The organism is Pseudoduganella sp. GW821-FHT12E03 (assembly GCF_058807115.1).
The window spans coordinates 68,505-92,301 of sequence record NZ_JBXAQJ010000004.1 but is presented as its reverse complement, the minus strand read 5'-3'; the positions used below and the strand labels follow the sequence as shown (position 1 = coordinate 92,301).

At 64.8% G+C, this 23,797-nt stretch carries 20 protein-coding genes; 14 read left to right on the top strand and 6 right to left on the bottom strand.

Annotation, left to right across the window (positions count from 1 at the left end; genetic code table 11):
* Positions 1-60: 60 nt before the first annotated feature.
* Both AC1RRC_RS11425 and AC1RRC_RS11420 read right to left on the bottom strand, forming a co-directional pair.
* Positions 61-1,812: a M28 family peptidase gene (locus tag AC1RRC_RS11425; RefSeq protein WP_493055590.1), complete on the bottom strand. Its 1,752-nt coding sequence runs from the start codon at positions 1,810-1,812 to the stop codon at positions 61-63.
* A 37-nt stretch (positions 1,813-1,849) separates the two neighbouring features.
* Positions 1,850-2,746, bottom strand: coding sequence for a LysR family transcriptional regulator (locus AC1RRC_RS11420; protein WP_493055589.1), 897 nt, complete (start codon positions 2,744-2,746; stop codon positions 1,850-1,852).
* A gap of 100 nt (positions 2,747-2,846) precedes the next feature.
* Here AC1RRC_RS11420 and AC1RRC_RS11415 point away from each other — a divergent pair, with 100 nt between their 5' ends.
* Both AC1RRC_RS11415 and AC1RRC_RS11410 read left to right on the top strand, forming a co-directional pair.
* The gene (locus tag AC1RRC_RS11415; protein WP_493055588.1) at positions 2,847-3,851 is read left to right on the top strand and encodes an aldo/keto reductase; all 1,005 of its coding nucleotides are present in this window, start codon (positions 2,847-2,849) and stop codon (positions 3,849-3,851) included.
* 128 nt (positions 3,852-3,979) lie between these two features.
* The gene (locus tag AC1RRC_RS11410; RefSeq protein WP_493055587.1) at positions 3,980-4,357 is read left to right on the top strand and encodes a DUF4148 domain-containing protein; all 378 of its coding nucleotides are present in this window, start codon (positions 3,980-3,982) and stop codon (positions 4,355-4,357) included.
* A 146-nt stretch (positions 4,358-4,503) separates the two neighbouring features.
* On the opposite strand, the gene AC1RRC_RS11405 is transcribed toward AC1RRC_RS11410, so the two are convergent.
* A complete protein-coding gene (locus AC1RRC_RS11405) occupies positions 4,504-4,944 on the bottom strand; it encodes a hypothetical protein (protein WP_493055586.1) in 441 nt (146 codons plus the stop codon).
* A 160-nt stretch (positions 4,945-5,104) separates the two neighbouring features.
* Between AC1RRC_RS11405 and AC1RRC_RS11400 the strand changes: the two genes are divergently transcribed.
* Genes AC1RRC_RS11400 through AC1RRC_RS11390 form a run of 3 tightly spaced genes read left to right on the top strand, consistent with a single transcriptional unit; the run spans position 5,105 to position 10,311 of the window.
* Positions 5,105-8,680, top strand: a complete 3,576-nt coding sequence (locus AC1RRC_RS11400; RefSeq protein ID WP_493055585.1) for a response regulator — start codon at positions 5,105-5,107, stop codon at positions 8,678-8,680.
* A gap of 9 nt (positions 8,681-8,689) precedes the next feature.
* Entirely contained in the window at positions 8,690-9,529 is an 840-nt protein-coding gene (locus tag AC1RRC_RS11395) for a CheR family methyltransferase (RefSeq protein ID WP_493055584.1), read from the top strand.
* Positions 9,526-10,311: a chemotaxis protein CheB gene (locus AC1RRC_RS11390; protein WP_493055583.1), complete on the top strand. Its 786-nt coding sequence runs from the start codon at positions 9,526-9,528 to the stop codon at positions 10,309-10,311. Before AC1RRC_RS11395 ends, AC1RRC_RS11390 begins: the two co-directional genes overlap by 4 nt.
* A 103-nt stretch (positions 10,312-10,414) precedes the next feature.
* Here the strand turns inward: AC1RRC_RS11390 and AC1RRC_RS11385 are convergent, their stop codons facing one another.
* Complete coding sequence (locus AC1RRC_RS11385; RefSeq protein ID WP_493055582.1) at positions 10,415-12,106, bottom strand: methyl-accepting chemotaxis protein; 1,692 nt, start codon at positions 12,104-12,106, stop codon at positions 10,415-10,417.
* 160 nt (positions 12,107-12,266) lie between these two features.
* On the opposite strand from AC1RRC_RS11385, the gene AC1RRC_RS11380 reads away from it, so the two are divergent.
* Entirely contained in the window at positions 12,267-12,725 is a 459-nt protein-coding gene (locus AC1RRC_RS11380; RefSeq protein WP_493055581.1) for a DUF2244 domain-containing protein, read from the top strand.
* Here the strand turns inward: AC1RRC_RS11380 and AC1RRC_RS11375 are convergent.
* Positions 12,713-13,339: an OmpW/AlkL family protein gene (locus tag AC1RRC_RS11375; RefSeq protein WP_493055580.1), complete on the bottom strand. Its 627-nt coding sequence runs from the start codon at positions 13,337-13,339 to the stop codon at positions 12,713-12,715. The genes AC1RRC_RS11380 and AC1RRC_RS11375 overlap by 13 nt on opposite strands.
* A 158-nt stretch (positions 13,340-13,497) precedes the next feature.
* On the opposite strand from AC1RRC_RS11375, the gene AC1RRC_RS11370 reads away from it, so the two are divergent.
* From AC1RRC_RS11370 to AC1RRC_RS11335, 8 genes are all read left to right on the top strand, one after another.
* Positions 13,498-14,007, top strand: a complete 510-nt coding sequence (locus AC1RRC_RS11370) for a (2Fe-2S)-binding protein (protein WP_493055579.1) — start codon at positions 13,498-13,500, stop codon at positions 14,005-14,007.
* Complete coding sequence (locus AC1RRC_RS11365) at positions 14,004-16,202, top strand: xanthine dehydrogenase family protein molybdopterin-binding subunit (RefSeq protein WP_493055578.1); 2,199 nt, start codon at positions 14,004-14,006, stop codon at positions 16,200-16,202. Before AC1RRC_RS11370 ends, AC1RRC_RS11365 begins: the two co-directional genes overlap by 4 nt.
* A gap of 97 nt (positions 16,203-16,299) precedes the next feature.
* Entirely contained in the window at positions 16,300-16,785 is a 486-nt protein-coding gene (gene soxX, locus AC1RRC_RS11360) for a sulfur oxidation c-type cytochrome SoxX (RefSeq protein WP_493055577.1), read from the top strand.
* 37 nt (positions 16,786-16,822) lie between these two features.
* Positions 16,823-17,305, top strand: a complete 483-nt coding sequence (locus AC1RRC_RS11355; protein WP_493055576.1) for a SoxY-related AACIE arm protein — start codon at positions 16,823-16,825, stop codon at positions 17,303-17,305.
* On the top strand, positions 17,305-17,628 hold the full coding sequence (gene soxZ, locus AC1RRC_RS11350; RefSeq protein WP_493055575.1) for a thiosulfate oxidation carrier complex protein SoxZ: 324 nt from the start codon (positions 17,305-17,307) through the stop codon (positions 17,626-17,628). The genes AC1RRC_RS11355 and soxZ overlap by 1 nt, the downstream gene beginning before the upstream one ends.
* A complete protein-coding gene (soxA, locus tag AC1RRC_RS11345; RefSeq protein ID WP_493055574.1) occupies positions 17,625-18,530 on the top strand; it encodes a sulfur oxidation c-type cytochrome SoxA in 906 nt (301 codons plus the stop codon). Before soxZ ends, soxA begins: the two co-directional genes overlap by 4 nt.
* Before the next feature lie 10 nt (positions 18,531-18,540).
* Entirely contained in the window at positions 18,541-19,164 is a 624-nt protein-coding gene (locus AC1RRC_RS11340; protein WP_493055573.1) for a c-type cytochrome, read from the top strand.
* On the top strand, positions 19,161-20,435 hold the full coding sequence (locus AC1RRC_RS11335; protein WP_493055572.1) for an NAD(P)/FAD-dependent oxidoreductase: 1,275 nt from the start codon (positions 19,161-19,163) through the stop codon (positions 20,433-20,435). The genes AC1RRC_RS11340 and AC1RRC_RS11335 overlap by 4 nt, the downstream gene beginning before the upstream one ends.
* Here the strand turns inward: AC1RRC_RS11335 and AC1RRC_RS11330 are convergent.
* Entirely contained in the window at positions 20,346-23,651 is a 3,306-nt protein-coding gene (locus AC1RRC_RS11330; protein ID WP_493055571.1) for a patatin-like phospholipase family protein, read from the bottom strand. The two genes, AC1RRC_RS11335 and AC1RRC_RS11330, sit on opposite strands and share 90 nt — an antisense overlap.
* Between the last annotated feature and the right edge of the window lie 146 nt (positions 23,652-23,797).

Genomic DNA, 23,797 nt, shown 5'->3' with positions numbered 1-23,797 from the left:
ATTTTTCGGGCAAAGATGTCCACTTTTGTCACATTTGGGGTCTGACCCCAGGGGATGACATTATTTTGCGGACGAAGCTTCCCGCACGGACTTGAATTCCGCCCCCGTCTTCCACTGCGGTCCGGCGGCCTCCTGCGCGGCCCGGTACCCCGCCAGGAACAGCAATTCCGCGTCCTGCGCCGCCCCCGCCATGTCCCAGTCCGGCTGCACGACATCGTTGACCGTGTGGTAATCGCGCGCCGTGTATTGCGCCAGCTTGGCGGCGTGGCCTGGCGGCTTGCCGATGTACTCCATGCCGCCCTGCGTAAAGATGACCGGCACGCCCGCGCGGGCAAACTCGAACTGGTCGCCCCGGTAATACAGGCCCGACTCCGCATGCGCTTCCGGCTTCACCACGCGCCCCTGCGCTTTGGCGGCCGCCATCACCAGGTCATCGGCGGCGGATTTGCCATGGCCGGCCAGGATCACGTCACGCGTCTTGCCCCACACATTCATGCCATCGAGGTTAATCGACAGCACGGTCTTGGCCAGCGGCACGACGGGATGGCGGATATAAAACTGCGCCCCCAGCAAGCCGCGCTCTTCGCCGGTGGTCAGCACGAACAGCACCGTGCGCCTTGGCGCCTGGGCGGCCGGCAGCGCTTTATAGGCGCGGGCGATTTCCAGCAGCGCCGCGACACCGGTGGCATTGTCCAGCGCGCCATGGAAAATCTGTTTTGAACGGGGGCCGGGCAGAGTGTCGTCGATGCCGAAATGGTCCCAGTGCGCGGTGTACACCACGGCTTCGTCCTTGAGCTTGGGGTCGGCGCCCTCGATCCTGCCCACCACGTTGTGCGACGCCATGTCGCCCCACGCGTTGGCCACCGCGATATTGGCCGTCACGCCCAGCGGCACCGGCTTGAAGTCGCGCGACAGCGCGGCTTTTTTCAGCGCCTCGAAATCATGCCCGCCCGCCTTGAACAAGTCGCGCGCCCGTTCCAGCTTCAGCCAACCTGGCACCGGCGGCAAGCCGGGGGTATCGCCCTTGACCTTGATGCCGTAATTGCCGCGTCCAAAACTGTTGCGCACCACGTCGAACGGATAGCCGGCCGGTTTGGTTTCATGCACGATCAGCGCCCCGGCCGCCCCCAGCTTGGCCGCCATCGCGAATTTGTACGACCAGCGGCCGTAATACGTCACGGCCGCGCCGCCAAACATGGCGTCGTCCAGCCGGCTTTTTTTCTTCGGGTCCGGCAGCGGCGGGTCGTTGATCAGCATGACCAGCGTCTTGCCCTTCAAGTCCACGCCCTTGTAATCGTCCCACTGGAATTCCGGCGCCGTCACGCCATAGCCGACAAACACCAGCTCGGAATTGGCGACGCTGACCTTGCGCTCGGCGCGCATCGACCACGCCACCACATCGTCGGGCGACGCCAGGTTCACGCTCTTGCCGCCCACCGCCGCATACGACAGCGTGGGCGTCGATTGCATGTACAGCATCGGCACGTTTTGCAGGTAGCCGCCATCGGGCATGCCGGGGGCGATCCCGGTTTTCTTGAAAACATCCTGCAGGTAATTGACGGTGACGGTTTCACCCCGCGTGCCGGGCGCGCGGCCTTCAAATTCATCGGACGCCAGCGCCTGGACATGGCGCAGCAGGGCGGCGCCATCGATTTTCACGGCGGGGTGGCCGGCGCGGGCGTCCGGGCGCAGCGCGTGCGCGGCCGGTGGCGCTGCCGCAGCCCAGGCCGCCGCAGCCGGAACAGCCGCCGCCAGGAACGATGCGGACAGGGCCAGCACGGGTGCAAAGGCTGGGCGGAACGGTGTGGTCATTGGAAAAATATTGCTTAAAGTATCTATTGTGTCACAGTTACTCCAGCTGCATCACGTGGGCCAGCCAGTCGACAAATACCCGCACCCGGGGTGACAAATGCCGGTTATGCGAGTAGACGATCGAGATCGGCAGCGGCGCCGGCCGCCATTGCGGCAGCACTTCCTCCAGTTCGCCGGACGCCAGCAAGCCATCGAGCCCGGCGCGCGGCAACTGGATCAGCCCCAGTCCCGCGCGGCACGCGGCCAGGTAGGCTTCGGTGCTGCTGACCGACACGCGGCTGCGCAAGGCGAGGGTTTTCACGGCGCCGTGTTCATCGACGTACTCCCACGGCAAGTCGCGCCCCGTCAGGCTGGAAAAGTAATTGACCGCCTGGTGGCGCGCCAGGTCCGCCGGTGTTTGCGGGCGGCCATGCGCCTCCAGGTAGCCGCGCGCCGCCAGGTTGACCTGCTCCATTTCGCCGAGACGGCGCGCAATCAGGGTGGAATCGCGCAGCACGCCGCCACGGATCGCGCAATCGATGCCTTCGCCCACCAGGTCGGCAATGCGGTCGTTGGAGCCCAGCCGCACGTCGATGTCGGGATACTGGCGCAGGAAATCCGGCAAGGCGGGAATCACCGTGTTGTGCGCGGCCCGCTCCGGCAAATCCACGCGGATGGTGCCGGAGGGCCGCCGCCCGTCGCCCAAAAACAGGGCATTGACGTCTTCCAGTTCGGACAGCAGCGCCGTGCAGCGGTCCAGGTAAATCATGCCTTCCACCGTCAGGCTGACCTTGCGGGTGGTCCGCTGCAGCAGCCGCACCCCCAGCTTTTGCTCGATGGCTTGCACGGCATTGGTGACTGTTGGGCGCGGCAAGTCCAGCTGCTCCGCCGCTTGCGTAAAACTGCGGGCGTCGGCAACAGCCTTAAAGATTTGCATGACGCGGAACTGGTCCATTGTTAATCCTGACCGAATAAAGTTGTATGGATTGCGTTATTTATTAGTAAATCTCACCATAGCACAATGACTCCATCGCAACCAGACATTGGAGTTCACCATGCAGCAACGCACCCTTGGCAAAACCGGCCCCGCCACCGCCCACATCGGCCTGGGCCTGATGGGCATGTCCGACCTGTACGGTCCGGCCGACCGCACGGAAAGCATCGCCACCATCCACGCCGCGCTCGAGGCCGGCATCACCCTGCTGGACACCGGCGACTTTTATGGCGCCGGCCACAATGAAATGCTGCTGCGCGACGCGCTGGCCGGCCACAGCGCCCGTGGCAACGCGCTGATCAGCGTGAAATTCGGCGCCCAGCGCGATCCGGACGGCGCCTTTGTCGGCATCGACAACCGTCCCGTATCGGTCAAGAACTACGCGGCGTATTCGCTCAAGCGCCTGGGGGTGGAAGCGATCGATATTTACCGTCCGGCGCGGCTCGACCCCACGGTGCCGATCGAAGACACCGTGGGCGCGATCGCGGATTTGATCAAGGCGGGCCATGTCAAACATATCGGCCTGTCGGAAGTGGGGCCGGAAACCCTGCGCCGCGCCCATGCGGTGCATCCGATCGCCGACTTGCAAATCGAGTATTCGATGATTTCGCGGGGCATTGAAAACGGCATCCTGCACACCGCGCGCGAACTGGGCATCGGCATCACCGCCTATGGCGTGCTGTCGCGGGGCCTGATCAGCGGCCACTGGAACGTGCAGCGCGAAGGCGAACAGGATTTCCGTGGCTTGGCCAGCCCCCGCTTCCAGGGCGACAACCTGCGCCACAACCTGGCGCTGGTGGAAAACGTGCGGGTCATCGCCGCCCGTTTGCAGGCGTCGGTGGCGCAGGTGGCGATTGCCTGGGTCCTGGCGCAGGGCAATGACATCGTGCCGCTGGTCGGTGCCCGCACCCGCCAGCGTTTGCAGGAAGCGCTGGGCGCCAGTGGCGTGACGTTGTCCAAGGCCGACCTGGCGGCGCTGGCCGACGCGCTGCCGCCAAATGCCATCGCGGGCAGCCGCTACAGCGAACAGCAAATGGCGCACCTCGATAGCGAAGGCGGCCACTGATCACGGGAATTATCGGATTATCGAATGGTTGTCAGTGGATTTTTGAGCTTTTTTATCGGTAAATGAAATCATATGATGGGTTCATTGAAAACGTATTCCTCAAAACATCCACATCCCAGGAGCCCATCATGAAAGCCCAATTCTTCGCAACCGCCACCCTGCTGCTGGCCACCGGCGCCGCCTTTGCCCAGTCGGACCTGGACGGCTTGACCCATCAGGCGCAGCAGCAGAAATCCACGCTGACCCGTGAACAAGTGAAAGCGGAGGTCTTGCGCGCCCGCGCCGCCGGCGAGCTCGAGGTCAATGAATATAACTACCCGCCACTGCAGGCCACGGCGTCGGCCCTGACCCGCGAACAGGTCAAAGCCGAGGTGCTGGCGGCCCGCGCCAATGGCGAGCTCGATGTCAATGAAGCGCAGTACAACGGGTTTTTTGATGGACGCACCGGCCAGCGTTCGCCGGCGGCGCTGACGGCGACTGCAAAAGCCAAAAAGGCCGCGCAGTAAACAAGAAACGGGAAATCATTTCGTAGGGCGGTAAGCCGCAGGCTTGCCGCCGTGCGTGCGGCACGACGCCGGCGAGTGCTGACGGCGCGCATGCATGGCGGCTTTGCCTGCGGCAAAACCGCCCTACGCATTTTGCGCCAACAGTGTTACTGCGTGGGCAGGGCCGGGGCCGGCGCAGGCGCGGCAGGCGTGGCCGGCGCCGCCACTTCCTCAAACACCAGCTTGTTCTTGGCATCGACCTTGAACGTCCCCACCTTGTCGCCCGCCACCGGTCCGCCTTCCCCGATCAGCGCGCAAGTTTGCGATTCCACTTGCCACACCTGGTTGCCATTGCGCAGGCTCCAGCGGTTTTCCGGCTGGGCAAACACTTCGAGATCCACTTCATCGAGCAGCATCTCCCCCAGCGGGATCTGGCGCTGGCAATCCGGCTGGCGTGTCGCCACCAGGATCACGCGCACATTGTCGTTCCAGAAGTAATCCTGCTGGCGCCGCACCGATAAGGTGTGCTGGTTGCTGCCTTTGTCCACGTAATAAGTGGCGCTGTCGCGCGCGCAGGCGGTCAGCAGCAAGGGGAGCAAAACAATCAAGAGTCGGCGCATGGCAAACAGGCAAAGTTGGAGGATCAGGCCATTATAGCCAGCCGATTCCGGCCGTGGGGCAATGGCCGCACGATTGCCGCGGCGGCGCCGTTAAAAATTGCTTTTGGAATAAACTTGTGGCTCCCAAGTGACTACCCGGACGCCCGCCATGACAGGCCAGACCCCGCAGGACGACCGCAGTTTCCGCCGCATCCTGAACCGCAACATCACGTTGCCGCTGGCGGCCGGCGTGGTCAACGTGGCGGTGTTCATTGGCTTGCTGCTGTACCTGCTCAATGTGCTGTCGTGGGTCGAGCATACCGAGCGCACCATCGGCCACGCCAATGAAATCGGCAAGCTGGCGGTGGACATGGAATCGGGCATGCGCGGATTCCTGCTGACTGGCGATGAAGCGTTCCTGGCGTCATACCAGCTGGCCAAGCCGCGCCTGCAAACCTCGCTGGGCGAGCTCAATAAACTGGTGCAGGACAACCCGGTGCAGGTGAGCCGGGTGGCGGCCATCGCGGCCCAGCAACAGCAATGGGACCGCTATGCGCAACTGGTGATCGGCTTGCGCCGTGATGGCGGCGATTACCTGGGCCCCGTCAAGGCGGGCCGGGGCAAGCTGGAATTCGATGAAGTGCGCGCGTTGCTGCAGCAATTCCTGATCCTGGAACAGCGCCTGCTGGCCGAGCGCAACGCGGAAGCGCGCACCGTCACCAACTGGTCGGTGGCGGCCTTCCTGATTGTCAGCCTGGTGGTGGGCGGCGTGCTGGCCATGAATGGCCGGCGCGACATGACACGGCTGTCCGACCTGTTTGGCGCCGCGCTGCGCGAACAAAGCGAGCATGCTGAGCGTTTGCGGGAACAAAGCTGGCTGCGCGGCGGCCAGAGCCAGTTGGCGGAAAAAGGCATCGGCCAGATGGCGCTGCCCCAGATGTCGGAAGCGCTGCTGCGCTTCCTGTCGGAATACCTGGGCGTGGCGGTGGGCGCGCTGTACGTGCGCGAAGCCGACGGCACCTTGCACCGTGCCGCCGCCTATGGCTATGGCCGCGACGATTTGCAGCGCGATCCGGTGGTGCGGGCGGGCGAAGGCCAGATCTGGCAGGCGGCCGAGCAGCGCCGCCTGATCCGGCTCGACCAGGTGCCGGACGATTACGTGAAAATCAGTTCCGCGCTGGGCGCGGCGCGGCCGCGCCATGTGGTGCTGGCGCCGGTGGACAGCAATGGCGTCGTCAACGGCGTGGTGGAACTGGGCTTTTTGCAGGAACCGCCGGCGCGCCATGTGGAATTCCTGAAGCAGGCGGCCGGCAATATCGGCACGGCCATCGAGGCGACCCTGGCGCGCCAGCGCATTGCCGAAGTGCTGGCGGAAACGCAGCAATTGAATGAAGAATTGCAGGTCCAGCAGGAAGAACTGCGCACCGCCAACGAAGAGCTGGAAGAACAGTCGAAGGTGCTGGAAGAATCGCAGGCCAGCCTGGAAAACCAGAAAGCCGAACTGGAACAGACCAACGAGCAATTGTCGGAACAGGCGCTGGTGCTGGACCAGCGCAACGGCGCCCTGGCCGATGCCCAAGGCTTGCTGGAACAGCGGGCGCGCGAACTGGAGCGGGCCAGCCAGTACAAATCGCAATTCCTGGCCAACATGTCGCATGAACTGCGCACCCCGTTAAACAGTTCGCTGATCCTGGCCAAGCTGCTGTCGGACAACACGCACGGCAACCTCAACGAAGAACAGGTGCGCTTCGCGCAAACCATTTATTCGGCGGGCAATGACTTGCTGAACCTGATCAACGACATCCTCGACATTTCCAAGGTCGAAGCCGGCAAACTGGAATTGGCGCCGGAACAGCTCGATGTGCGCCATGTGGCGGACAGCCTGGCGCATATCTTTGAACCGATGGCCCGCCACAAGCAGCTGGCGTTCCAGGTGGCGCTGGGAGCGGACTTGCCGCCGGTGATGTTCACGGACCGCCAGCGCCTCGAACAAATCCTGAAAAACCTGCTGGCCAACGCCATCAAATTCACTGAAAGCGGCCAGGTGACCCTGCGGATTGCCGCCGGCAGCCAGGGCTGGTTGTGCTTCGCCGTGGCGGACACCGGGATCGGTGTCGCACCGGAACACCAGGACGCGATCTTCGGCCCCTTCCAGCAAGCCGACGGCACCACCAGCCGCCGCTACGGCGGCAGCGGCCTGGGGCTGGCGATTTCACGCGACCTGGCGCGCCTGCTGGGCGGCAAGATCGCACTCGCCAGCACGCCGGGCGAAGGCAGTACGTTCACCTTGAGCCTGCCGGTGTGGTACGTGCCGCCGCAGGAAAGCGGCACGGCACCGGCGCACGCGGCAGCCGGGGCCGGCCGCCCCGCGCCATGGCCTGGCGCGGCGGGCGGCGACGCGGCGCAGCGTCCCGGCGCGGATGGCGTGGAACAAGGCGGCAGCACGGCCGCCAACGCCCATGGCGCCATGGCATCGTCCGCCGGCGCGCAGGCGGCGACCGCGGCGCCCACCGCCGCCGCCCGTCCCTTCGACGACGACCGGGACTTGCCGCCGCCGCCTGAACGGCTGGTACTGGTGATTGAAGATGAACCGGCCTTTGCCCGCATCTTGTTCGACCTGGCGCATGACATGCAATACCGCTGCCTGGTTGCCTTCGCCGCCGACGAAGGTGTGCAACTGGCCACGCAATACCGGCCGGATGCGATCCTGCTCGATATACGATTGCCGGACCGCTCCGGCCTGTCCGTGCTGCAGCAATTGAAGGACAGCCCGGAGACGCGCCACATCCCGGTGCACGTGGTGTCGGCCGCCGACAATGAAGAAGCGGCCCTGCACATGGGCGCCATCGGCTATGCCCTGAAACCCACCACGCGCGAACAGCTGGAAGCCGTGTTCCGCAAGCTGGAAGACAAATTCACGCAAAAGATCAAGCGCCTGCTGCTGGTGGAGGACGATGCGCGCCAGCGTGACAGCATGGTGCAGCTGATTGCCGACGACGACATCGACATCACCGCGGTGGAGTCGGGCGAAGCCGCGCTGGCGCTGCTGCGCACGACGATCTTCGATTGCATGATCATTGATTTGAAATTGCCGGACATGCAAGGCAATGAACTGTTGCAGCGCATGTCGCAAGAGGAAATCGCGTCGTTCCCGCCGGTGATCGTGTATACCGGCCGCAACCTGACGCGGGCCGAGGAAGCGGACCTGCACAAGTACTCGCGCTCCATCATCATCAAGGGCGCCCGTTCGCCGGAACGCCTGCTCGATGAAGTCACGCTGTTCTTGCACAAGGTGGAATCCGAACTGTCGGGCGAACGGCAATCGATGCTGAAGACCGTGCGCAGCCGCGACCGCGTCATGGAAGGGCGCCGCATCTTGCTGGTCGATGACGACGTGCGCAATATCTTTGCGCTGACCAGCGCGCTGGAGCAGAAGGGCGCCATCGTGGAAATCGCCCGCAATGGCGTGGAAGCGCTGGACAAGCTCAATACCGTACCGGACATCGAACTGGTGCTGATGGATGTGATGATGCCGGTGATGGACGGGCTGGAAGCCACGCGCCGCCTGCGCCAGAATCCCCGGTTTGCCCGGCTGCCCGTGATTGCCATTACTGCCAAGGCCATGAAAGATGACCAGGAACAGTGCCTGGCGGCGGGCGCCAATGATTACCTGGCCAAGCCGATCGACCTGTCACGCCTGTATTCGTTGCTGCGCGTGTGGATGCCGGGCGCCGGGCGCCAGTAAGGACGGCCTATGCCACGCAGCCATCAGCCGCTTCCGCCGTCCAGCACCGACATCGAACTGTCGATGCTGATGGAAGCGATTTACCTGAAGTACAGCTATGATTTCCGCGGCTATACGGGCGCGTCGCAAAAACGCCGCGTGCTGCACGCCATGCGCGACATGGATTGCCCCACGGTCTCGATCCTGCAATCGCGGGTACTGCACGAGCCGGCCGCGTTTTCCCAGTTGCTGCAATTTTTGACCATCCCGGTGACGGAAATGTTCCGCGACCCGCTGTATTACGCGGCGCTGCGCGAACAGGTGCTGCCGGTGCTGTCGACCTATCCGTCGCTGAAGGTGTGGGTGGCGGGATGTTCGACGGGGGAGGAAGTGCTGTCGCTGGCGATCCTGCTGAAGGAAGAGGGACTGCTGGAGCGCACCATCATTTACGCCACCGACATCAATCCCGTGTCGCTGGACAAGGCCCGCAAAGGCGTGTTTCCCCTCGATGCCATGCGCGGCTATACCGCCAATTACCAGGCTGCGGGCGGCAAGCGGGCGTTTTCCGACTATTACACGGCGGCCTACAACGCGGCGCTGTTCGACCGTTCGCTGTGCGAGAACGTCACCTTCGCGGACCACAGCCTGGCGACCGACAGCGTGTTCGCGGAAACGCATTTCATCAGTTGCCGCAATGTGCTGATCTATTTTAAAAAACCGTTGCAGGAGCGCGCGTTCGGCCTGTTCCACGAATCCTTGTGCCACCGGGGGTTCCTGGGCATTGGCAGCAAGGAAACCCTGGATTTTTCCACGTTCTCACCCCGCTTCGAAGACGTGGCGCGGCGCGAGCGCATTTATCGGAAACTATGATGAAAACGCCGGCGCCATCCGATGCAAAGCTGGCTGCGGACTTGACTGCCGAGCCGGCTGGACATGCGGCTGGACACGCGGCTGAAAATTCGGCTGGAAATGCGGCAGGGGACCCGGCGGCAACGCCGGCGGACAATGCGGCTTCGAATCCGGCCGCGCATCCCGTCACGGATTTGTCTGCCACCTTGGCGGCATTGCTGCAGGGGCGGCGCTTCGAGGCGGCCGTGATTGGCGCCTCGGCCGGCGGCGTGGCGGCGCTGATGGCAGTGTTGCCGGGCTTGCCGCCGGAGGTGCCGGTGCCCGTGGTGGTGGTGGTGCACATGCTGCGGGGACGTTCCAGCCAGCTGGCCGAATTATTCGCCGCGCGTCTGGCGGTGCCGGTGCGCGAGGCGGCGGATAAGGACGAGGTGGTGCCGGGCGCGGTGTATTTCGCGCCGGCTGATTATCATCTGTCAGTTGAAAATGACGGCACGTTTTCACTCAGTAACGAGCCGCTGCACATCTTTTCCCGGCCCGCGATCGACTTTGCCATGCAGTCGGCGGCCGACGCCTATGGGCCGGCGCTGGTGGGGATTTTGCTGACCGGGGCCAGTCATGACGGGGCGGCGGGGTTGGCGGCGATCGGCGCCGCCGGGGGCTTGACGGTGGTGCAGGACCCGCAGCAAGCGCAGTCGCCGCTGATGCCGGAGGCGGCGATCCGGCTGCGGCAGCCGGACCTGGTGTTACCGTTGCAGGAGATTAGGGCGCTGCTGGCGATGCTGCAGGGTGGTGCTGGTGAGTGATCGCGGAAGCCTCGGCGCTTGGCGCGTCGGGCGGTTTTGCCGGAGGCAAAGCCGCCATGTTTGCGTCCACGTGGTGCATGCATGGGATTTTGCGTCGCGTGAGTTAAAACTCTTCCCACTCGTCCTGCTTTGGTTGCGCGGCGGATTTGGGGGGAGCTTTCCTGGCCGCCGGTTTGACTGGCGCGCGCGCGGGCTTGGACTTTGGCGCAAGCGCCACCGCGCGCGACATCGCGGCCGCTGGCGCCGTTTGCGCGCCCGTCGAGAAGAACCCGACCACCCGCACCAGCTTGTCCGCCTGTTCCTGCATGCTTTGCGATGCCGCCGCCGCTTCTTCCACCAGCGCGGCATTTTGCTGCGTGCTCTGGTCCATGTGCGCAATCGCCTTGTTGATCTGCTCGATGCCCAGGGTCTGTTCCTGGCTGGCCGACGTGATCTCGCCCATGATGTCCGCCACGCGCTGGATGCTGTCGACGATGTCGCCCATGGTCTGTCCGGCGTCGTTGACGAGGCGCGATCCGGCATCCACGTTGGCGACCGAGGCGTCGATCAATTCCTTGATTTCCCTGGCCGCCGCCGCCGAACGCTGCGCCAGCGAACGCACTTCGGACGCCACCACGGCAAAGCCCCGGCCCTGTTCCCCAGCGCGGGCCGCTTCCACCGCCGCGTTCAGCGCCAGGATGTTGGTCTGGAACGCAATGCCATCGATGACACCGATGATGTCGGCAATCTTGCCGGACGAGGTGTTGATGGCGCCCATGGTATCGACCACCTGCGATACGATGGCGCCGCCGCGCGACGCCACTTCGGAGGCCGAATGCGCCAGCGTATTGGCCTGGCGCGCATTGTCGGCGTTTTGCCGCACGGTGGAGGTCAGTTGCTCCATCGACGACACGGTTTCTTCCAGCGAACTGGCTTGCTGTTCGGTGCGCGACGACAGGTCCATATTGCCTGCCGCGATTTCATGCGACGCCGTGGTGATGGCATCGGTACCGGAGCGCACTTCGCCGACCACGCCCAGCAGCGCATCGTTCATTTTCTTCAATGCCTGCAGCAGGCGGCCCATTTCATCCTTGCCTTCCGCCTCGATGCGCGAAGTCAGGTCGCCGGACGCCACGGTTTCCGCCACCGCCACCGCGCGGTTCAGCGGCACGGTGATGGAACGGGTGATGAACCAGGCCACGCTGATGCCCATCGCCATGGCGACCGTGCCCAGCGCCAGCTGCATGATGAGGGCATTGCTGTAGACCTGCTCCACGTCGGCGCCGGCTTCCTCCATCAACCTGGTTTCGTGCGTGAAGACGTCGTTCAGCGCCGCCAGCGCCCTGGCCTGCACCGGGCCGGTTTCCTTCAACAGGTATTCGACGGCTTCGGCGCTTGCGCCTTCCTTGCGCATCTGGATCAGCTTGTTATTCTTTTCCGCACCGCTGGCCAGCGCCTCATCGACGGCGGCCAGCAGGGTTTTTTCCTTATCTTCCGTCATCATCGACGCCAGCTTGTCGCGGGCGTCCTTGTAGCGCTTGCGGGCTTCGTCCACCTTGGCCAGTTCCGCGTTCATCTGCTCCGGGGTCGAGACCACGGTCATCGTGGTCAGCGCCAGCGTGATGCTGCGAACGTCGCCGACCATGCTCCTGACAGCGGCCATCTTCACGTTTTTGTCGTTCAGAATGTCTTGCGTGCGGTTGCCGATGCGCGACATCGAGGCCAGGCCCAGCAGCATCATGGCTGTCAGCAAGGTCAGCACCACGCCAAAGCCGAACCCCAGGCGCATCCCTATCTTCAAATTCGCAAGCGACATGTCTCCCCCTATAGTAATTTCCAGAAGAATGTCACATCCTGGCCCGGGTGTCTGCCCGCCGTGATAAGGGAGTTATTGCGTTTGTCGTCATGCAACAACGTTGACGGAAGAGACATCCCCGCAGCAGTAAAATCCCTATACGGAGACGGGAAATTACGCTATGCAGCGGGATATCGAAAAACACGAATGGCTGTTGCGCCGCAATTGCTCGCTGACGCCGCGCCAGACGGTGGCGGCCTATGGCGCGCTGTGCGGCCTGTCGCTCAGCGTGGCCCTGGTGTTCCTGCTGCAGGGCGTGTGGCAAGTGCTGGTGTTTACCAGCATCGAGCTGGCCGCCGTCACTCTGGCTTTCATTTTGTATGCGCGCCACGCCGCCGACTATGAACACATCGTGCTGACGACGGGCTGCCTGCTGGTGGAGCGGGTCTCGGCCGGACGGGCGTCGCAAACCGTGCTGGAACCGTACTTTACGCGCGTCGCCAAGCCGGCGTCGCCGCGCGGCCTGGTGTTGCTGGAAGCGAATGGCACCACCCTGGAAGTCGGCGGATTCGCCGCCGACTCTCAGCGGCGCCGGCTGGCCGACGAGTTACAGCAAGCGCTGCGCGATCAGAAGCGGTAGCCGAAGCCCGCGCCAAACAGGACAGGATCGACCTTGGCGCGGCTGGCCTTGGCGCCGCCAATCAGCACATCGCTGCGGATCCGCACTTTTTTCACGTCGAAGTTCAGCGACCAGTGGTCGTCCAGCCGCACGTCGGCCCCGGCCTGCAGGGCCAGGCCGATGCTGTCATGTTCCAGGCTGGCGCCGCCGTTCAGCAGGCGGTTCTTTGAAAACGTGGTCCAGTTCACCCCCACCCCCAGGTAGGGGCTGACCGTATTGCCCGGTGCAAAGTGGTATTGCGCCAGCAGGGTCGGCGGCAAGTGGCGGAAGGTGCCGATGGCTTTGCTGTCCAGGTACACGGTGTGCTTTTGCGGATAGGTCAGCACCAGTTCCGCCGCCAGATTGGGGGTGAAGAAATAAGAAATATCCGCTTCCGGGATGGTCTTGCCGCTGACGTGGATTCGGTCCGCCGCGCCCGTGCCGCCGACCGGATCGGATTTGTCGGCCGGGTCGATGTGCACGGCGCGGGCGCGGATCAGCCAGGCGCTGTGATCGGCGGCTTGCGCAGCAGTGGCGCCCAGGGCGGCAACGGCCGCAAGGAGGAGGGAGATGGCTTTAAGGTTGCTGGCTTTCATACACTTTTTCTTTCTTTGCTGTTGAGTTTCAAACAAAGTGTATGAATCCCAAACAGTAAAAACTTTGATACAAGTCAAAAATGGCAAAAGGAAAATGTGGGGTGTAAGATAACCAGCGCTTTCCGGCCCGGGCCGGACCACCCTTCGCAGGAGAAAGTATGGCCAGGCTGAACGTCAATGGAGCAATCCGGGAATTCGATGCGGAGGGGGATACCCCGCTGCTGTGGGCGCTGCGCGAGCAGCTGGGGCTGACCGGCACCAAGTATGGCTGCGGTGTCGCGCAATGCGGCGCGTGCACCGTGCACATTGACGGCGAAGCCACGCGCAGCTGCGTGCTGCCGATCTCCGCGCTGACGGAAAAACAAAAGATCACCACCATCGAAGGCTTGTCGAAAGACGGCAGTCACCCGGTGCAAAAAGCCTGGGCCGCGCTGGACGTGCCGCAATGCGGTTTCTGCCAGTCCGGCATGATCATGGCCGCCAGCGCGCTGCTGAAACAAAAGCCGAAAGCCACCGATGCAGACATCGACGCCGCCATGACCAATATCTGCCGCTGCGGCACGTATAACCGCGTGCGCGCCGCCATCAGGGTGGTGGTCAATAAGGCCGCCCCGAAATCGGCCGGCCTCGCTATCGAGCATATCCAGCGGACGGGAGACAAGGCATGAACGCGCCCGCATCCGCACCATCGGCGTCGCGCCGGGGCTTCCTGAAAATCACCTCGTTGGCGCTGGGCGGCCTGGTGGTGCCGTTTGCGATTCCCCTGGACGCCGGGGCGCAGCAGGCCGGCGCGCAGCCGCCGGAAGTCAATGCCTGGGTGGTGGTGAAGCCCGACGACACCGTGGTGATCCGGATCGCCCGTTCGGAAATGGGCCAAGGCACCCTGACCGGCCTGGCGCAGCTGGTGGCGGAAGAACTCGATGCCGACTGGTCCAGGGTCACCACGGAGTATCCAAGCCCCGGACGCAACCTGGCGCGCAACCGCGTGTGGGGCAGTTATTCGACGGGCGGCAGCCGTGGCATCCGCGAATCCAACGAATACGTGCGCAAAGGCGGCGCGGCGGCCCGCATGATGCTGGTGCAGGCGGCGGCCGATCAGTGGCAAGTGCCGGCGGCGGACTGCCGCGCCGCCAACGGGGTGGTCAGCCACGCCGCCTCGGGCCGCAGCGCCACCTATGGCCAGCTGGCGCCAGCGGCCGGCAAGCTGGCGGTGCCCACCGACGTCAAGCTGAAAGACCCGAAAGACTGGAAGCTGGCCGGCAAGCGCCTGGCGCGGTTGGACACGGTCGACAAAACCACGGGCGCGCAAGTGTATGGCATGGACTTGAAGTTGCCGAACATGCTCAACGCGGCCATCAAGGATTGCCCGGTGTTTGGCGGCAAGGTCAAAAGCTTCGATGCGGCGGCGATTGCGCAGCGTCCCGGCGTGAAAAAAGTCGTGCAGGTGGGCGACAGCGCGGTGGCCGTGGTGGCCGACACGTGGTGGCGCGCCCGCACGGCGCTGGCGGACTTGCCCATCGTGTGGGACGAAGGCCCGAACGCGAAGCTGTCCAGCGCCGATATTGCCGCCATGCTGAAGGAAGGGCTCACCGCGCCGGAAGGCGTGGTGGGCAACAGCAATGGCGATGCGCGCGCGGCCATTGGCGCGGCGAAGCGCACCGTGGAAGCCGTGTATTCGTACCCGTTCCAGAACCACGCGACGATGGAAGTCATGAACGCCACGGCGCTGTGGACGCCGGAGCGCTGTGAAGTGTGGACCCCGACGCAAAATGGTGAAGCGGCCCTGGCCGCCACCTCGGAAGCATCCGGCCTGCCGCCGGCCAAATGCGACGTGTATAAACTGCACCTGGGCGGCGGCTTCGGCCGCCGTGGCGCGACGCACGACTGGGTGCGGCAAGCGGTGGCGATCGCCAGGGAAATGCCGGGCGTGCCGGTCAAACTGATCTGGACGCGCGAGGAAGACATGCAGCATGGCCGCTACCACCCGGTCACGGCGTGCAAGCTGACGGCGGGCCTTGATGAGCAGGGCAATATCACCGGCCTGCACATGCGCATTTCCGGCCAGTCGATCCTGGCGTCGCTGGGTTCCACCCTGAAGGATGGCAAGGACCCGGCCGTGTTCCAGGGCTTGAATGCGCCGGGACCGGAAGCGTCGATCGGCTACTCGTTCCCGAATTTACTGATCGACCACGCGATGCGCAATCCGCCGGTGCCGGCTGGTTTCTGGCGCGGCGTGAACCTGAACCAGAACACGATTTACCTGGAATGCTTCCTCGATGAAGTGGCCCATGCGACGAAACAGGACCCGCTGGCGCTGCGCCGCAAGCTGATGGCCAACCACCCGAAACACCTGGCGGTGCTGAACGCGGTGGCGGAAAAAGCCGGCTGGGGCAAGCCGCCGAAGAAGGGCGTCTACCGGGGCCTGGCGCAATGCATGGGCTTTGGCAGCTATGTGGCGGCGTGCGCGGAAGTGTCGGTCAACAAGGAAGGCCGCCTGAAAATCCACCGCATCATTGCCGCCACCGATCCGGGCCACGCCGTCAACCCGCAACAGATCGAAGCGCAGGTGGAAGGCTCGTTCGTGTATGGCCTGTCGGCGGCGCTGCATGGCGAATGCACGCTGAAGGATGGCCGCATCGAGCAAACCAATTTCGATACCTACGTGCCGCTGCGCATGGATGAAATGCCGAAGGTGGAAACCATCGTGATGCCGTCCGGCGGCTTCTGGGGCGGGGTGGGCGAGCCGACCATCGCGGTGGCGGCGCCGGCGGTGCTCAATGCGATTTTCGCGGCCACGGGCAAGCGTATCCGCGATCTGCCGCTGAAAAACCATAGCCTGAAGCCAGGCAATACCAAGGCATGACGGCGTCATGGCGGCCCGGCGCAATGACTTCCGCGTGACCGTGCGCCGGGGGCACGCGATGACCTGCACTTTGTCATCCCCGAGGATGCGGCGCCGCATGTCCGATACCTTGCAGGGGGCCGTGGCGCTGGCCGTTGCACTGGCCGTGCCGCTGTTCCCTGGCCCGGCAGCGGCCAGCGACGGCATCCCCGAGCCGTTGCCGGGCGCCGCCGCCGGCGACAGTGAACGCGGCCGCGCGATTGTCGCCAACCGCCAGCTTGGACTGTGCCTGCTGTGCCATTCCGGTCCGGTTCCGGAAGAACCGTTCCAGGGCAACCTCGCGCCGGACTTGAGCGGCGCCGGCGAGCGTTCGACTGCCGCGCAACTGCGCCAGCGCATTGTTGACCCGGCGCGTATCAATCCCGCCACCATCATGCCTGCTTACTTCAAGGCCGATGGCTTGTCGCAGGTGGCGCCGCAATACCGTGGCAAAACCATCCTGACGGCGCAGCAGGTGGAAGACGTGGTGGCATACCTGCAAACCTTGCGCACGCCATTTGCGCAGCCGCCGCAGCCGGCGCCTGCGCCGAAAGAAAAACCATGATGACCCGTAACGCCGCCCGGATGGCGGGAGGGGCGCCATGACAACGGCGCGCACCGCCCGATGGCAGCTTGGCCGGCGGCGCGGCCTGCTGCGCGCGGCCGGCGCGCTGCCGCTGCTGGCGCTGGTCCGTCCCGCGGCGGCCACGCCGGAAGAGCTGCGCGCCGCCATCGCGCAATGGACCGGTGGAAAAGTCCCGAACGACGGCAAGGTCACGTTCGACATCGCCAAACTGATCGACAACGGCAACGCCGTCCCCGTCGCCATCCGGGTGGACAGCCCGATGACAGCGCAAGACCATGTGACCGGCATCGCGCTGTTCAATGAGCGCAACCCGGAAACCGACATCGTGCGCTTCGCGCTGACCGCGCGCAGCGGCAAAGCGGAAGTGGCGACCCGCATCCGCCTCGCCACGTCGCAAAAACTGGTGGCGGTGGCGCGCATGAGCGATGGCAGCTATTGGCAGCAAACCGTGGACGTGATCGTGGCGCTGGCCGCGTGCATTGAAGGGGAGCCGATGTAATGGCGCGCGCACTGATCCACATGCCGGCCACGGCCAGGCGCAACGAGGTGGTGGAAATCCGCGCATTGATCGGCCACCCGATGGAAACCGGGTACCGCCCCGGCACGGACGGCAAGCCGGTGCCCAGGGATATCCTGACGCATTTCAGTTGCCGCTATAACGGCGAAGTCGTGTTCAGCGCGGAATTGCATCCCGCCGTTTCCGCCAATCCGTATCTCGCGTTTTATACGGTGGCGCTGGAATCGGGTACGCTGGAATTCACATGGACCGGCGACAAGGGCTTTACACAGACCGAACGCCAAGCCATCACGGTGACGCCATGAAGCGCACGGCACCGGGATCAAGCCTTGTGGACAAGCTGGTAGCAAGCTTGGCAGCCGGCCTGTCGCTATGGTGCGGCGCCGCCGTGGCGGGCAAGGATGCCGCCTTCCTGTCCGTGACCGGCTACCCCGCCCATGCGCGCGCTGTGCCGATGCTGGCTGCGGTCACCTATCCACAAGCCAAAAAGCCGCCCGCCAATGCCGATACGCGCCAGTCCGGCGCCAGTTTCATGAGCGCCGCCACCCAGGCGCTGCAAAACGATGACCGGCAAAATCCCGCCATGCTGTGGATCGCCGGTGGCGAGATGCTGTGGCAATCCGCCGCAGGCAAGGCCAACCGGTCGTGCGCTTCGTGCCACGGCGATGCGAAGCAGTCCATGCGCGGCGTGGCGGCGCGTTATCCCGCGTTCGACAGCAAGGTGAATCAAGTCGTCACGCTGGCGCAGCGTATCGACCTGTGCCGCCAGGGCGCGCAGCAGGCCGCCCCGCTGGCGCTGGAAAGTGACGATGTATTGAGTCTGGAAGCCTATGTTGGCATGCAGTCGCGCGGCATGCCGATGGCGCCTCCAAACGATGACGCCACGCGCGCGGCGGCCGAGCGGGGACGGTTGCGCTGGCAGCAGCGTATCGGCCAATTGAATTTGTCGTGCGCCCAATGCCACGACGACAACTGGGGCCGCAAACTGGCCAGCGCCGTGATCCCGCAAGCGCATGCCAATGCGTATCCGATGTATCGGCTGGAATGGCAGACGCTGGGTTCCCTGCCACGGCGCCTGCGCAATTGCATGAATGGCGTGCGCGCCGAAGCGCCGCCGTATGGCGCACTGGAACTGGTGGAACTCGAAGCATGGCTGGCCCTCCGCGCCCGGGGCATGCCGCTGGAAACGCCGGGCGTGCGACCTTGAGGAACGAGCTATGAATCGATCATTGCAGTTGAGGCATGCACGGCAGTCAGGTCCGTTGCGTGCGGCCATGCCGGCGATGCGCGCCATGGCGCTGGCTGGCGCGCTTGGCGCGGCAGCATGGATGCCGGCGGCGCGGGCGCAGCCCCAGGCCGCTGCGGCGCCTGTGCCCGCTCAAACCGCGACCGCGCCGATGCCCACCTCATTGTCAGCACCCGCGCGGTATCCATCGCTGCCAGCCATTGCCACTGCCGCCCGCCTGGCCGCCAATTGCGCCGCCTGCCACGGCACCAATGGCGTCACGGACGGCGTGGCGCTGCCATCGCTGGCGGGGCAGGGGAAAGGCGTGCTGCTGGTGGCGCTCAAGGCGTTTAAATCGGGTGTCCGGCAGGGCACGATCATGCCGCAGATCGCCAAAGGATATACGGATGAACAACTGGCGCAGCTGGCGGAATTTTTTGCCGCGCAGCCGGCCGTGCCAACGGCGGTATTGCCGCCGGCGCCGCCAGGACAGGCGATCACCGCATCGCGCCTCGCCGTCACCGGCTGGCCGCAGGAGCGCGGCAGCATCACCGGCAGCGGCGATGCGCAGGCGGTGCTGCGCATCGCGGGTACCCCAGCGGGGAGCCGGCCATGAAGCGCCGCGCCTTCATCCAGGGCGGCGCGGCCGGACTGGCGGCGCTGTCCACGGCCGGTTGCGCGTCACTGTCCTTCTCCAGCCGGCCACACGTGGTGGTGGTGGGGGCGGGTTATGGCGGCGCCACGGCGGCCCGTTATCTCCGCCTGTGGAGTGAAGGGGCGGTCGATGTCACCCTCATCGATCCCACAAGCCGCTTTATTTCCTGCCCGCTGTCGAACCTGGTGCTGGGCGGCTCGAAAACACTGCCCGACCTGACCTTGCGCCGGGATGCGCTGGCCATGCGGCATGGCGTCAGGGTGGTGCAGGACACGGTGCAAGCCATCGATTCCGCCAAACGCACGGTGTCGCTGGCCGGCGGCAACGTGATGGCTTACGACCGGTTGATCCTGTCGCCCGGCATTGATTTCATGTGGGACCAGTTGCCCGGCATGTTAAAACCCGGCGCGCAGGAACGCATCCTGCACGCGTGGAAAGCCGGTGAACAAACCGTGGCGCTGCGCGCGCAGCTGGAAGCCATGCCGGACGGCGGCGTGTATGCGCTGACGGTGCCGCCAGCGCCATACCGCTGCCCGCCCGGTCCCTACGAACGCGCGTGCCAGGTGGCCCATTACTTCAGCCGCCACAAGCCGAAATCCAAAGTGCTGCTGCTCGATGCGAATGACGATGTGGTGTCGAAAGGCCCGCTATTCAAAAAAGTGTGGAAAGAGCGCTATGGCGGCATTGTCGATTACCGTCCCGGCTTCAAGACCGTGGAGATCGATGCCGCCGCCAGCACCGCCATTTCCGAGCTGGGCGACAAGGTGCAGGCCGACGTGCTGAACGTGGTGCCGCCGCAGCGCGCCGCCGCCATTGCCGTGCAGGCGGGCGTCGCCAATGGTAACGGGCGCTGGTGCGTGGTGGATTTCGTCACGTTTGAATCGACCGCCGTTCCGTTCATCCATGTGTTGGGCGATGCGCTGCAAGCCGCACCGCTGATGCCGAAATCCGCGCACATGGCGAACCAGCACGCGAAAGTGTGCGCCGCGGCGATCGTGGATTTATTGGCGGGGCGCGCACCGGAAGCGAAACCCATGCTGACCAACACGTGCTACAGCTTTGTGTCGGACCGCGACGTGATCCACGTGGCGTCGGTGCACGCCTATGACGCCGACAAAAAGACCTTGCTGGTGGTGCCCGGGTCAGGGGGCGTGTCGGCCGCCGCGAATGAAGCGGAAGGAATGTACGCGCTGTCCTGGGCGCGCAATATTTGGCGCGACTCTTTGGGTTAAATGCGGCTGGCCTGAATGCGGCTCACCCGAATTCGCCTGCATGGCATAGGGCGCCTGTACCGGAACGTACTGAGGCGCATGGGTCGGCGGGTGCGATGGCGGATGCAGCGGCTGGACGCCCGGTCCGTGCGGGTGCGGCCGGTGGCCACAGTATTTTTGCTGCAATGCCTGCGCCGCCGCCGCCAGGTCCGGATACATGGCCACTTGCGCAAACACGGTTTGCGCGATGTCGAAACCCAGCTGGCGGTAACTCTCGAACTGGTCTTCGCCATAAAACTGGTCGCCGGTGGACTCGTGCGGGAAGCGCGGGTGGGTTGCCTTGTATTGCAGGACGGCCGCATCTTCGCGGCCCGTCATGGCGGCTTTCAGGTAAATCAGCACGCCCTGTTCGCCATTGCCGTAATCGATCGAGCCGATGGCAAATCGCCGCCGCGCCCATGCGGTTTCGCTGCCGGCGGCCGTGAAGGGAACGATTTCCGTGAAATCAATCGTGACCTTCACGCCGAAATCCACTTCGCACATGCGGATCAGCGAACCCAGGCCTTCGAAGCGGTACTTGTGGTCGCATTCGGCATCGCTGGCAATGATGACCTTGCAGCGCCGCCGCACCAGTTCATACACGGCCAGGTTTTCAAAGTGCCCGCCGTCGGAAATCATCAGGTAATTCGAACGACCCTCGGCCGCGCCAAACAATTCCTTGACCAGGTAGCGGATGCTGAACGAGGGCGACGGCCGCGTAATGTGCGCCAGCTTGGGATTGGGGAACCACCAGCCCAAGCGCACGTTGAACATGGTCAGCATGAAGGCGGTGCCGGGCGACGTGTGGTAACCCATGTTCGGACTGGCCGCCGCGCCGGAAATGGATATCGCCTGCGCCAGGGTCGGTTGCATGCTGTGGCCGCAATACTGCGCGATGGGCCGGTAGCCGAGCGGCACGTAGCCGCCGCAATCGGTGCGCAGGTAATAGCCGGTGCCGGCCTGGTATGGCGTCAGCACATAGGATGCCGCATGGCGCGAATGCAGCGACAAGTCGCTGGAGCCGCCCAGGTTCAGCGCGCAGCATACGAGGTGCAGCGGCCCGGCCTGCGCCCGCTGCGGCCCGGTGGTGGGCGTCAACCCTTCGCCGGCCAGTTCGGGCAATGGCACGTCGTCATCGTCATCGAACAGCGTAAAGCGTTGCGGCGTCCGCTCGCGCGGCACGAAGCGGGTCGCGCCGAGGTAGCAGCGCGACAGGCGGCCCCGGTAGAACGAATTCAGGCTGAACACGTTGATATCGACGCGCCAGGCAAAGATGCTGGCGGCGGCCAGCAAGCCCGCCAGGGTCGACAGCACCAACAGCGGTGACGGGAACGCCATGTCGATCCAGTAATAGCGCTCCATGCCCGCCAGGGTGCAGCAATTGTCGCTGGCCGTGTAGACCAGCGCCAGGTGCAGCAGCGCCGCCACGCCGATGCACATGCCGGCAATGAACACATAGGGCCCCACCACGGCCAGCATGTTCATGGCCTTGCCCCGGAGCGTGGTGTCGGCCACGCCGAGTTTCTGGCCTTGCGTGCTGCCGGCATTGCCCGCGATCAGGCCGGCCAGCGTGCTGGCGGCCCAGCCACCCAGCGCGGGGAAGGAGATCCAGTCGCTGTTGAGGGCCATCAGCCCCCACAGCGGCCCGAACACGGCCGCCACCGACGCCACCATCCACGCCACGCCATATACCAGCAGCCAGGCGCCCAGCCGCGACCACCATTCGCGCACCCCTTCCGGCGAATGGCGGCCCAGCATGCCGATCTGCACCACGATGGTCAGCGAAAACGCGTACAGCACCAGCGCCGGCCCCCACACCAGCGCATACCAGCCGCCCTGGTGCCAGTTGCGCTGGTCCGGCAATTGCGACCACTGGTGCATCAGCAGCATGATGACGGACAGCAGCGCGTGCAGCACCAGCATCGATGGCAGGGGCGCCAGCAGCGCCGCCACCAGGCTGCGCAGGTTGGGCTCGCGGGAAAAATACGACAGCGGCCACAGGGCGACAAACGTGATGGCCAGCGGGAACGGCCAGTAGCGCCAGCCTTCCAGGAAAAATTCGCCATAAGTATCGAGGTCGCGCATCGACGAGGGCACGTGCGACCCGGTTGCCAGCCCCCACATGACGGCGGACAGGAAGTAGCCCGTCAACAGCAGCGGGATGATCACCAGCGCCTGCGTCAGCCCCTGGCCGTAGTCGATGCGGCGCGGCGCGCGCGTGCCGATCCAGCCGGGGATCAGGCGCCGGCCCAGGTAGAGCAGGGGTTTTGCCAGCCGCACTCCGGCCGGCAACAGGAACAGGCCCGCCAGCATGATGGGGATGGCGGTCAGCAGCGACAGCACCAGGCTGTTGCGCTTGTCTTCGAACGGGCTGTAATCCATGACTTCGCAAATGCCATAGGCGACGGCGATGCAGATGGCCGAACACAGCACGCCGGCTTTCCAGTGCCGCGCCTTTAATTGCGGCACGTCGCGCCGCGCGGTCAGGCGCCAGTGGTTGGCCGCCACGCCGGATACCGCCAGCACGAACAGCACGACGGAGGTCCAGCGCCACTGGCCCAGATCCGGCCACGCGGTGAACAGCCACAGCAGCGGGCGCGGCAACAGCAGCAGCGCCGCCATGAACAGGATCACGGTGACTTGCACCAGCAGCGCATTGCGCACCCAGGTGGTGACCATCGACCAGGAATCCGCGCTGAACATGCCGAACTGGGGCGACAGGTAATTCGAATAGCGCCGCAAGTGCGCGATGGATTCGCGCCAGTTGGCGTGGCGCGACAGCCAGTCGGTGGCGGCCTGGGCGTAACAGTTGCGGTACAGCCGGTTGCCGCCGATCGCGGCGGGCACCTTGTCAAAGTCCAGCGCATCGCGCCGGCTGGCCGCCCGGCTGCAATTCGCACTGAGCCAGGCGCCGATATAGCCGCCGCCGGAGACTGTGGAGAGGTAATCGATGCTGCGCAGCCGGTCCTGTTCCTTCAGCGCTTCCAGCACGCCGAGGCTGAAGGTGGCGCTGCGGATGCCCCCGCCGGACAGGGCCAGCCCCGTCAGCGAGTCCGCCACCGCTTGCGGTTCCGGCTGGGTTTCACCGGGCGGTTGCCGCAGCGCGCGCCGCAGCGCGATGTTGCGCAATTCTTCCTGTTGCACAGATAACGGCAGCGTCTGGTCCGGCAGCCACGCGTAGCGGATGTCCTGGTTCAACGGTCCCTCCCATAGCGCTATGCATTCAAGTTAGCGCGCCGCGCAATGCAGAAATACGCGCATTGTCACAGCGATGGGATTTGGACCGGATTGAATGAAATTAGTTCACGCGCTGTGCGCTTTGTGCGACAGATGAGGCTTTACTG

What these genes read in the sequence shown, in the direction of transcription:
- AC1RRC_RS11425 (WP_493055590.1), bottom strand. Translation starts at nt 1,812, where the DNA reads ATGACCACACCGTTCCGCCCAGCCTTTGCACCCGTGCTGGCCCTGTCC.
- AC1RRC_RS11420 (WP_493055589.1), bottom strand. Translation starts at nt 2,746, where the DNA reads ATGGACCAGTTCCGCGTCATGCAAATCTTTAAGGCTGTTGCCGACGCC.
- AC1RRC_RS11415 (WP_493055588.1), top strand. Translation starts at nt 2,847, where the DNA reads ATGCAGCAACGCACCCTTGGCAAAACCGGCCCCGCCACCGCCCACATC.
- AC1RRC_RS11410 (WP_493055587.1), top strand. Translation starts at nt 3,980, where the DNA reads ATGAAAGCCCAATTCTTCGCAACCGCCACCCTGCTGCTGGCCACCGGC.
- AC1RRC_RS11400 (WP_493055585.1), top strand. Translation starts at nt 5,105, where the DNA reads ATGACAGGCCAGACCCCGCAGGACGACCGCAGTTTCCGCCGCATCCTG.
- AC1RRC_RS11395 (WP_493055584.1), top strand. Translation starts at nt 8,690, where the DNA reads ATGCCACGCAGCCATCAGCCGCTTCCGCCGTCCAGCACCGACATCGAA.
- AC1RRC_RS11390 (WP_493055583.1), top strand. Translation starts at nt 9,526, where the DNA reads ATGATGAAAACGCCGGCGCCATCCGATGCAAAGCTGGCTGCGGACTTG.
- AC1RRC_RS11385 (WP_493055582.1), bottom strand. Translation starts at nt 12,106, where the DNA reads ATGTCGCTTGCGAATTTGAAGATAGGGATGCGCCTGGGGTTCGGCTTT.
- AC1RRC_RS11380 (WP_493055581.1), top strand. Translation starts at nt 12,267, where the DNA reads ATGCAGCGGGATATCGAAAAACACGAATGGCTGTTGCGCCGCAATTGC.
- AC1RRC_RS11375 (WP_493055580.1), bottom strand. Translation starts at nt 13,339, where the DNA reads ATGAAAGCCAGCAACCTTAAAGCCATCTCCCTCCTCCTTGCGGCCGTT.
- AC1RRC_RS11370 (WP_493055579.1), top strand. Translation starts at nt 13,498, where the DNA reads ATGGCCAGGCTGAACGTCAATGGAGCAATCCGGGAATTCGATGCGGAG.
- AC1RRC_RS11365 (WP_493055578.1), top strand. Translation starts at nt 14,004, where the DNA reads ATGAACGCGCCCGCATCCGCACCATCGGCGTCGCGCCGGGGCTTCCTG.
- soxX (WP_493055577.1), top strand. Translation starts at nt 16,300, where the DNA reads ATGTCCGATACCTTGCAGGGGGCCGTGGCGCTGGCCGTTGCACTGGCC.
- AC1RRC_RS11355 (WP_493055576.1), top strand. Translation starts at nt 16,823, where the DNA reads ATGACAACGGCGCGCACCGCCCGATGGCAGCTTGGCCGGCGGCGCGGC.
- soxZ (WP_493055575.1), top strand. Translation starts at nt 17,305, where the DNA reads ATGGCGCGCGCACTGATCCACATGCCGGCCACGGCCAGGCGCAACGAG.
- soxA (WP_493055574.1), top strand. Translation starts at nt 17,625, where the DNA reads ATGAAGCGCACGGCACCGGGATCAAGCCTTGTGGACAAGCTGGTAGCA.
- AC1RRC_RS11340 (WP_493055573.1), top strand. Translation starts at nt 18,541, where the DNA reads ATGAATCGATCATTGCAGTTGAGGCATGCACGGCAGTCAGGTCCGTTG.
- AC1RRC_RS11335 (WP_493055572.1), top strand. Translation starts at nt 19,161, where the DNA reads ATGAAGCGCCGCGCCTTCATCCAGGGCGGCGCGGCCGGACTGGCGGCG.